The sequence below is a fragment of the Streptomyces sp. PH10-H1 genome (genome assembly GCF_030063355.1).
Lineage (GTDB): Bacteria > Actinomycetota > Actinomycetes > Streptomycetales > Streptomycetaceae > Actinacidiphila.
In genome coordinates, this window is sequence record NZ_JASISZ010000163.1 from 1 (window position 1) to 4,519 (window position 4,519).

General features: G+C 67.7%; 8 protein-coding genes and 1 pseudogene. 5 read left to right on the forward strand and 4 right to left on the reverse strand.

Going from position 1 to position 4,519, the window contains the following annotated elements; translation table 11 throughout:
* Window positions 1-175: 175 nt before the first annotated feature.
* Window positions 176-427 carry a hypothetical protein gene (locus tag QMK24_RS40605; protein WP_283471938.1) on the reverse strand — a complete coding sequence of 84 codons (252 nt, stop codon included), beginning with the start codon at window positions 425-427 and terminating at the stop codon, window positions 176-178.
* Window positions 428-459: 32 nt separating this feature from the next.
* Here QMK24_RS40605 and QMK24_RS40610 point away from each other — a divergent pair, with 32 nt between their 5' ends.
* The 4 genes from QMK24_RS40610 to QMK24_RS40625 all read left to right on the forward strand — a co-directional run bounded on the left by QMK24_RS40610 (window position 460) and on the right by QMK24_RS40625 (window position 1,786).
* Entirely contained in the window at window positions 460-726 is a 267-nt protein-coding gene (locus QMK24_RS40610) for a hypothetical protein (RefSeq protein ID WP_283471939.1), read from the forward strand.
* On the forward strand, window positions 723-1,115 hold the full coding sequence (locus tag QMK24_RS40615) for a PIN domain-containing protein (RefSeq protein WP_283471940.1): 393 nt from the start codon (window positions 723-725) through the stop codon (window positions 1,113-1,115). The genes QMK24_RS40610 and QMK24_RS40615 overlap by 4 nt, the downstream gene beginning before the upstream one ends.
* 90 nt (window positions 1,116-1,205) lie before the next feature.
* Window positions 1,206-1,493, forward strand: a complete 288-nt coding sequence (locus QMK24_RS40620) for a hypothetical protein (protein ID WP_283471941.1) — start codon at window positions 1,206-1,208, stop codon at window positions 1,491-1,493.
* A 38-nt stretch (window positions 1,494-1,531) separates the two neighbouring features.
* Window positions 1,532-1,786: a hypothetical protein gene (locus tag QMK24_RS40625; RefSeq protein ID WP_283471943.1), complete on the forward strand. Its 255-nt coding sequence runs from the start codon at window positions 1,532-1,534 to the stop codon at window positions 1,784-1,786.
* A 141-nt stretch (window positions 1,787-1,927) separates the two neighbouring features.
* On the opposite strand, the gene QMK24_RS40630 is transcribed toward QMK24_RS40625, so the two are convergent.
* The 3 genes and pseudogenes from QMK24_RS40630 to QMK24_RS40640 form a co-directional block, all read right to left on the reverse strand.
* Window positions 1,928-2,464: a GNAT family N-acetyltransferase gene (locus QMK24_RS40630; protein WP_283471944.1), complete on the reverse strand. Its 537-nt coding sequence runs from the start codon at window positions 2,462-2,464 to the stop codon at window positions 1,928-1,930.
* 128 nt (window positions 2,465-2,592) lie between these two features.
* Window positions 2,593-2,991 carry a hypothetical protein gene (locus QMK24_RS40635; RefSeq protein ID WP_283471945.1) on the reverse strand — a complete coding sequence of 133 codons (399 nt, stop codon included), beginning with the start codon at window positions 2,989-2,991 and terminating at the stop codon, window positions 2,593-2,595.
* Window positions 2,992-3,168: 177 nt separating this feature from the next.
* A pseudogene (locus tag QMK24_RS40640) lies at window positions 3,169-3,570 on the reverse strand (OB-fold nucleic acid binding domain-containing protein); the annotation flags it as partial.
* A gap of 699 nt (window positions 3,571-4,269) precedes the next feature.
* Between QMK24_RS40640 and QMK24_RS40645 the strand changes: the two are divergent.
* On the forward strand, window positions 4,270-4,519 hold a 250-nt coding region (locus QMK24_RS40645; protein ID WP_283471946.1), incomplete at its 3' end, for a tyrosine-type recombinase/integrase.

The window sequence follows — 4,519 nt, forward strand, 5'->3', positions numbered from 1 at the left end:
TCACCGAGCCCGAGCCCGGCTTGTTCACCCAGCCCCGCCCCTGAACACCAGCCCACCCCACCGAGCAGGGCACCTCACCCAGACCTCATCGCGAATCGGGCATCACGGCGCGAACCGCACTCTGAGAACAGGGTAGGAAATTCAGGCTCTGACCGGAGTTTTGTGAGGTCGGCGATCAGTAGGGCTGCGGAGTGGGCCATGGCCGGCCGTCAGGTGCCAGGGCGGGGCGGCCAGCCAGTACGTAGTCGACGTATTCGTCACCGGCCATGAACTGATTCACCCAGCGGTCGCGTACAGCTCCCGTCCACGCCTCGGCAGCGTCGAGGGCCGCCAGCGGATCGCGCATGGTGGCCAGAAGGTGCCCGAAGTCCTCTTCCTCGCTGTCGAACAGGGGGGGGCAGCAGACCCCATCCTGGCCCGCGCTCATTCCGTGAGGTATACCGCTGGTATACTTCGCGTATGAGTGACACGACGATCAAGGTTGACTCCCTGGTGAGAGACCGCTTGGCGGAACTCGCCCGAGAGCGCGGGACCTCGATTCGCGACCTGGTCGGAGATCTCGCGGAGACCACCCCGACCCGCCAGGAACTCCAGGCCCGCTTCGACGCCGCGAAGACCTACGTCGAGGACCACTTCCTCGAGGCGCCGCTCACTGCAGGCGAGCTCGCCCAGGCGGAACAGTGGTGGCAGGACATCGCCTCCGGCGCCGCGGGGGAGATCCGGTGACCGTGCCCGCCCCGCAGGCCGTCGTATTCGACGACACCGCGCTGCTCGCACTGGGCGCCGGCCACCGCTTGGCCTCGCACCTGATCGTCCAGGCACAGACCGACCCAGCCCGCCACGCCTACGTGCCGGCCCTGTGCCTGGCCGCGGCCGAGGCCTCCCGGGCCGGGCTGGCGGAGCACGCCGGAGCGCTGCCCGCGATCGAGGTGACGGAGCTGGACTACCCGGCCGCCGCCGCGGTGGGCGCCTTGGTGCGGACCGGGATCGACTGGCGGACAGCGCACGCGGTCTACCTCGCCCAGCCCACCGCCGACTGGCCGGCTGGCCGCCCTGTCCTGACCACCGCACCGCAGCTGTACGCCAAGACCGGAGTCCGCACCATCATCCTGTGATCGGGCCGGGGCGTCGGGTTCACCCGATGGCGTGCCCCGACCGGACCGGGCGTAGGACACTCGACAGGACACCATCAAGGAGTGAGAGCCGTGACAGCCCTCAGTGAGCACAGTGCACCGGATCCTCGCGGCCGGGCGATCCCGCACACCATCAACGCGATCGGCGACGCGCTGACGGGCGAACAGCGGGCCCGTTTCTACGGCGAGGTCCTGGCGGCCGAGGCCGACCTGCTGCCCGCAGTCATGAACCGCTGGTGGAAGATCGCGATGCTCGACCGGGCCCCCGGGGCCGAGCGCAGCCGCGCCAACGCTGCTGCCGGCCGCAATCTGCTGTCCGTCGACGACCTGGCCGCGCGCCTGGAAGGTTCCGCCCGGTGAGCCAGGACGTTCCGCACCGCCGGGGGTGGACGGCCTTCATGGAGGAGGTCCCGGCGCAGATTATGCTCGATATGCCTCCGGACCTGGCGAAGGCGATCACGAACTTCATCGTGGCGCTGGCCTTGGAGGCCGGCGCCGCTGTCGATGCGGGGCGGAATCCTCCCGGCGATGCCATGGACGATCTCGGCATCCGGTTCTCGGTCCAGGTAGACCGAGAACCGGTCTTGTTCGAGTACGTCGCCTACCGCGATCTGCGCGAGATCCGGATTCCCACCCTCGTCTGGTTCCACTGACCCACTCGGGGCAGCTCGGACCGGCGCGCGAGGACTGCCTGCAGCGCCGCAGGCGCTCCGGACGATGCTGCGACCCGCGGTAGAGGCGGGCGGGAATGTACCGTTACCCATCCGTTGCGGGAGGGACTGCGATCGTGCCTGCTACGGCGTCACCCGCTGCCACTGGTCGGCAAGCAGCCCGTACAGGCACTGGTCGCTCCACTCACCGTGGGCCCAGGTGAAGGCGGGGCGCTGTCCCTCCAGCTGGAACCCGACGCGTTCCAGGAGGCGGCGGGAGCGGGTGTTGCGGGCGTCGCATTCGGCGGACACCCGATGAAGTCCGTCGTCGAACCGGTTGTGCAGCACGGCGCGCACGGCCTCGGTGGCGTAGCCGTGGCCGTGCCGGCCGGGGGCGAGGGTGAAGCCCAGGTCGCCCTGCATGAGGTTCTCGTGGAGGTGGAATCCGACGTCGCCGATCAGGCACCCGTCGGCGGTGAGCTCGACCGCGTACTGGAACCAGCCGGGTTGCTGCGGATCGTCGTTGTAGGTCCTGATCCGCTCGGTCGCGGCTTCCAAGGGGAACGGGGCAGTCCAGCTCTGGTAGCGGGCGATGGCCGGGTCCGAGCGGTAGGCGGAGAACGCCGGGGCGTCCGCGGCGGTGAAGCGGCGCAGGCCGAGACGGCTGGTGTGCAGGAGCATCCGTGGATGATGGCACGCGCCCAATCGGTGGCCTGGCCCTGGCCCAGTGGGGCGAGTGGCTCGCAACGTTGAAGGGCCCGAACCGCCATCCTGCGGTTCGGGCCCTTCAACGTTGCGGGTGCTGCTCGTTACAGGGAACAGGCGGGTGCCGAGGGCGGCGCAATCGCGGCGGGCGTGGTGGTGGTGAGGGCGGCCAGGTGCCTGCGGGCAACGGATCCGGGGCCGAGGAGCAGGCCGGTGGGGGTGAAGTGGGGTGCGCCCAGGGCCCGGTCGAGGGTGGGCAGGTAGTTCCAGCGCACGGCGGGGTGGGCGGAGTGCGCGTAGTGGAAGAGGTCGCCGTAGGGCAGCCAGGTACCGCGGGCGATCAGAGCGAGCAGGTGGTTGCGCGGGTACAGGCGCAGGCAGCGCGCGGCCTCCACGACGGCCAGCGGACCGGTGACCGGCTCGGCGTCGAACCAGCGGTGTTCGACGAGCAGGGACACCCAGGCCAACTGCGGATACAGCAGCAGCCGGGGCACCACGAACACGAAGACGGCCGCCGGCCAGACCCGTCACGTCGAGGTCGGCGCTGTCGGGCGCAAGCACCTGCAGGCACGGCGAGACGCCTTCCAGGATCACCATCGCCTTCTCGAAATCCTCCGGGCTCTCGCCACGGGCGTGGAGGTGCGCGTGGATGATGTGGCGTGCGGCGTGTTCCATGCGGATCACCCGGCGCTTCCGGAGCTGGTGCGTCCGAGGGATTTGAGATTCGCGGACCGTGTGCCGGCGGGCTGCAGGTCCGCCCACGGGTGCAGGCTGACGCCGCCGTTCGACAGGGTGCGCTGCGGGGGTTGGGCGGGTGTGGGTTCGGGCTGGGTGTCGCCCAGGAGGCGAACGACGGCTTCGGGTCCGTTGTCACGGCGGGCGGCGGCGAGGGCTTCGAGGTCCCAGACGCGGGTGCCGACGACGGTGTTGCGTGGTCCGCGGCGTTGGACGGTGCCGCGGACCAGGAGCAGGCCGCTGTGGAAGATGGTGTGGGCGCAGGCGGGGTGGGAGTCTTCGAAGAAGGCCAGGTCGACGAGGCCGGAGCCGTCTTCGAGAGTGACGAAGATGATGCGCTTGCCCGACGGACCTGTTAACTGCACCTACGCCCGGGGAGGGTGTGCCACACAGGAGCGAAGAGGGTCAAGATGGATGATGTCCGACATGAACTGCGCGAGGGCCTGGTCGAGTTGGAGCGGGCTGGGTCTGTGACTCGGACCGGTCTGGCGTTTCCGCCATGGCAGGTCTTGGCTCCAGACAGCATTCCAGTTCCGCCAATTCTTCTCTATCTCCGTAGTATTGCTCTCGGCACTTCGGGTGATTCGACGTGTCGCAGCTACGCATATGACCTGCTGCGATGGTTTCGATTGCTCTGGCAGCTGAACATTCCCTGGGATCGAGCAACCACAGCAGAGGTAGAGATCCTGGTCGGATGGATGAAGTCCGCTGCAAACCCACAACGACAGAGACGGCACAAGGACACACCAACTGCCGGATCTGTGAACATTAAGACAGGGAAACCACACCTCGGACCGGGCTATGCACCGACCTCCATCAACCACAACCTAACAGTTGTGTTCAGTTTCTACGAGTATCACGCCGGCCTCGGCGCTGGACCTGTCGTCAACCCAGTTCCAGTGTCGGCCGACAGACGCACTACGTTCGCCCACCACAACCCAATGGATCCCACGCCGATCATGCGCCGAGCCCGGTTGCGGCAAAGGACACCAAAGACCCAGCCTCGATCTATCCAAGATCACCTGTGGGATGAACTCTTCGCTGCGATGAACAACAATCGCAACCGCGCTCTCATAGCCATCTACGTGTCCAGTGGGGCCAGGGCCGAGGAGTTGTTGAGCATCGAAATCGGCGACGTGGACTGGGGCCAGCAACAGATTTACGTCATCTCGAAAGGCACAAAGCTGCGCGAGCCGGTGCCAGCATCCCCGGAAGGGTTCAGGCATCTCGCGGCCTACCTAGGCCAAGAAGGTGTCCCAGAGCCAGGGGAACACGTATGGCGGACCCTAAGAGGCG